Source organism: Acinetobacter sp. YH16031 (assembly GCF_013417335.1).
GTDB lineage: Bacteria > Pseudomonadota > Gammaproteobacteria > Pseudomonadales > Moraxellaceae > Acinetobacter.
Window position 1 is genome coordinate 1 of record NZ_VPED01000082.1, and the last position, 3962, is coordinate 3962.

Annotated in this window: 3 protein-coding genes; all 3 read right to left on the reverse strand. The window is 34.9% G+C overall.

Translation table 11 applies throughout. The annotated features are described in order from the left end of the window. Positions 1–244: 244 nt before the first annotated feature. The 3 genes from FTV31_RS15820 to mobQ all read right to left on the reverse strand — a co-directional run bounded on the left by FTV31_RS15820 (position 245) and on the right by mobQ (position 3814). Positions 245–532, reverse strand: a complete 288-nt coding sequence (locus FTV31_RS15820; RefSeq protein WP_004728627.1) for a hypothetical protein — start codon at positions 530–532, stop codon at positions 245–247. Then, positions 529–1479 (reverse strand): replication initiation protein, encoded by a 951-nt coding sequence (locus FTV31_RS15825; protein ID WP_004728629.1) that lies wholly within the window; start codon positions 1477–1479, stop codon positions 529–531. Before FTV31_RS15825 ends, FTV31_RS15820 begins: the two co-directional genes overlap by 4 nt. Before the next feature lie 682 nt (positions 1480–2161). After that, positions 2162–3814 carry a MobQ family relaxase gene (gene mobQ / locus FTV31_RS15830; RefSeq protein WP_180015647.1) on the reverse strand — a complete coding sequence of 551 codons (1653 nt, stop codon included), beginning with the start codon at positions 3812–3814 and terminating at the stop codon, positions 2162–2164. Between the last annotated feature and the right edge of the window lie 148 nt (positions 3815–3962).

Below are 3962 nucleotides of genomic sequence, written 5' to 3' on the forward strand. Positions count from 1 at the left end.
GTCTAGACAACCTTGTTTTATGCTTGGATATAAGGCTTATTTTAAAATAATAGTAGTGAAGATTTTCTAAAATTAACATAATACACCTTATACGAAATACTGTTTTTTATTCGATATAAATCATAAACTTATACTAAGACGTTCCAGGGTTCAGCGCACTGGAACGGCTTTTTTGTGACTATTCACGTTCCACGCCTATTCTTTGATCAATGTTTCACGGTTTTAATTAAATAAACTGAATAATTCAATCTGCACGATTTAAGCGATTATCTTGAATAAGATCATCCAATTTATCTTCTAAATCTTCAATCTTATATTTGAGCGATAAAATAGAATTTTTTAAACGCTCATTTTCAGGAGCATCAGGATTTTTTAATTGATTAAAAATTTCTAATAATTCGTTGCGATTAGTGCTTAACCTTTCAATGTCACTTTCAATAGCCATTCTTGGTGTCCACAGAGCAAGTAAACTTTGCTCATAGTCTTTGAGTTCTTGATGGCTCATTGCATCTAATTCAGCTCTAGTTTTCATGGTTTAAAATCCGTCTTGCTATGAAGAGCTTTAAAAATCCGCTTTGCTGTTTCCTCTCTTACACTTTTCGGATCTCGTAAGATGCCACTAATCCAAAGGGCAAAACTAGGATAGTCCTGGAAGTTACTTAGGTCTGATAGCTCAGAAAGTTTAGATAAAATAGCACTGTACTTGTTAATTTGAGCATCAGACAGGTTGCAGAATATATCTATTGTTTTTGGATCTCGCTCAGGAGCTATTAATTTTGGCTTAGATTTTTCTTTCACAGTGAACTTAAAGCCGACAACAGAACGTCCTTTTTTAACTGGACTATAGTCAACTGTTACATCGGTAAATTCATTAATTTCATCTAATGAGCTCTTCAAAACTCTTCGTTTTAAGTTCCTCAAATCTCTATAAGATTCTGGTAAACCAAACTCTGTAAACATTTCATCTAGCGTTAATTCAAAGCCATTTTTTGCCTGATTTTTTTTCGCTAAATGGTAAAAGTCTATTGAGTAGTCTTTTTTTAATTTTAGAACTACATCTTTTTTATAACGAGTGTATGGATTGTATTTATCTAAAATTTTCAACATCACCAAAACAATAGATGTAAACCTTAAAGATATCCCTGCATCTTCATAAGTAGCATCAATTACCCAGTTAGAGTAGACCTTTTTCCCCCTATCATTAACGTATGAAAAGGACCGATCTACTAGTTTTTTTGACGCATTTTCAATTTGTTTATAAGCAGAATTGACTTTGATACCACAGTCATCAGCAAATTGTTGAGCAGATATTAAGATTTGATCTTGTTCACTTGCATCGATATTTCTAGCAATCGGAGAAGCCATAATTAAAATTCTTTTTTCATCTACAGACATGCTTTTAAAGCATTCAGTAACTTTGTTTTGAATAGCCATTGTTGTTACTGGATAAGATTTATCATAACTATTTTCTTTATTCATTCAGATATCAAACCTTATAAAAAATGAACATGATTTTTGTACCCTTATGAGAAAACAATGTACACCAATAAACATAAGGGTACAATAATTTATTTGTACCCTTTATCATGCTATTTGTACCCTTTAATCATGCTATTTGTACCCTTTTAAACGATAAAATCATGCTATTTGTACCCTTTATCATGCTATTTGTACCCTTTTAACGCTTGAAACTATTGCTGCATAAGGTTTTCAGAGGGTCTAAAAGCTTTTAAAAGCTTTTTAAAAGAATAAAAGGGAATTTATTTCCAAAGTGAGTTATTAAAACTGCCCTTGGTACTCGCTAAAGCTCGTACTCTATTGAAGCTCGTTTCACTCGCTTCGTGGGGGCAGTTTTTTGCATATATGATCAAGGATTCAAAAAGCAAAACATGAATAATGCATTCGCTATGCTCATGCTTTTTGACGAGCAAAAGCATCAATACTTCGCTCGTAGACACTCGCTAATCACTGTCCCCAGTAATTCAATAAAAAACGGTTTTTCAGAGGGGGAATAAGCAACCTTTCGTTGTGTCGCTCGTAGACACTCGCTAAAAGGCTCTCATTTGCGTTTTAAGCGATTTTATTTTTATCAACTATAGTTTTACTGTATTTCTATCAAAAGTCGCTAAAACCCCCGTTTTTTTGCGCTTAAATGGGATTGCTAAGGCGTGTAGTCATGGTTATTGTCATTTTCTGGCTTTTTAGGCTCATTTCTCTGCTGTTTTTCTTGTTCTTGGCGTCTTAAAAATGCCAAATGTTCTTGTTGCTCTCGTTCTTGTGCATAGCGTTGTTCTTGTTGCTCTCGTTCTTTACGTAACTGCTGTTCTCTAGATTCACGATCTTTTCGGTCGTTTTCGAGCTGTATTGCTCTTTTTTGGGAAAACTCTTGCTGCGCTTCGGTCTCAATTTTTTTTGTAAAAGCCGCATGCAATTCTTGGATTTTTAGATCTTCCATTTCTTCTGCATATAGTCGCTTTTGTTTTTCACCATTTTGAGGACTAAAGTATTTATTTCCATAGTTATCTTCTTCAAATATATAACTATTTATGATCTCCAGTCTTTGATCGCGTACATACTCTTGATACTCAGTTTCTCTGCGTGATATTTCAGAAATTTGATGATCTATATTTGAAATTTGATCATTAAGTTTTCGTTGTTTAACAGTGATGTTCGGTTCGTCAAATTTTGCAAAAGACTTTTTAGGCTGGAGCAGCTGATTTTCTTCTGTCCATTTATTTAAATGATCAGAATATCTCTCTTTTTTTTCTATTTCACTAAGACCAGAAATATGCTTTTGGATGTCTAGTTGGGTGTTGTGTTGGTCGATCAGGTCATTTATTTGATTGATCCATTTTGTTTTAAAAAATAAAGGCTCTTTTTTGCGTAGTTCTGATATTGCAGAACTCATCGTGTTTAATTTTGTTGTTAATTTTGATAATTCTTCATTTTGGAATTCAGAAAGTTTCTGAGAAGTTTTTTCTAAATACTCAGCTTGAGAGTATTGAAACTGAAGCTCACTTCGTACTTTTTGAACAAGATCCTCAGATACTTTGATGTTTTCATCCAGTGCGATGACCTTTTTGATTTTTAAATTACGTAGCTTAATTTCATCATTTTTCAGACTAATTTCTGTAAATATCCCTCGTCTCCGGAGGTATGTCGCTTGAGGACCTTCGTGCTGAGTTGCTTCTAGGTCACTTTCCTGGTCTTCATAACTTCTGTGATCGACACGTTCATCAAATCCATTTTGTTCCAGGTGATGATTGCATAACTCTGCAAATGATTCTCTCCAGTGGCTTACAGTTTCTGTGCCATTGTCACGACTGAAGTCCCTATATTTTTTTGCTGAAAAGCCACCCTGCTCATTAATACTTCGGGTTGTGAACATGATGTGTGCATGGTAGTTGCGTTCATCACTTCCACTGTCTGTATGAGGTGCATGAATAGCAGCATCAACGATGACACCGTATTTTTTAACGAGGTTTCGGCAAAGTTCATTGAGCATATTTTCACGCTGTTCAGCGTTTAACTCACTGGGAAATGCAATCTCAAACTCTCTTGCAAGTAATGCATCTTTTCTACGTTCAACCTTTTCGACTTCATTCCAAAGTGTTTGGCGCTTGAGTAACTCAGTATTTGTATTTTCAGGTGCATAGATTTTTGTAAATTCGACACCAGTTTTTCTTGTGTAGTCTTGTTCTTTTCCATAAAAATCGCATACCAATTTTTCACTTGAACGATATGCAGCACAAGCAACGGCCGATCGTCCATTACCTCTACTAATCGTTTTAACTGAAAAATGATATATCGCCATTTTGCTTTTGCTCTTTATTTCGATTTATCGAAATTACCAACATGTATATGTTGGTCAGGGGATTACAAAGGGGATTTACCCCTTGTCGCACCATTGGATGAAATCCAATGGCTAAGTGCGCCCTTCGGGAAAACCACGATAGCATGGG

Bases quoted from the DNA above. Each gene is read 5' to 3' on its own strand.
- FTV31_RS15820 (WP_004728627.1), bottom strand. From the start codon at position 532: ATGAAAACTAGAGCTGAATTAGATGCAATGAGCCATCAAGAACTCAAA.
- FTV31_RS15825 (WP_004728629.1), bottom strand. From the start codon at position 1,479: ATGAATAAAGAAAATAGTTATGATAAATCTTATCCAGTAACAACAATG.
- mobQ (WP_180015647.1), bottom strand. From the start codon at position 3,814: ATGGCGATATATCATTTTTCAGTTAAAACGATTAGTAGAGGTAATGGA.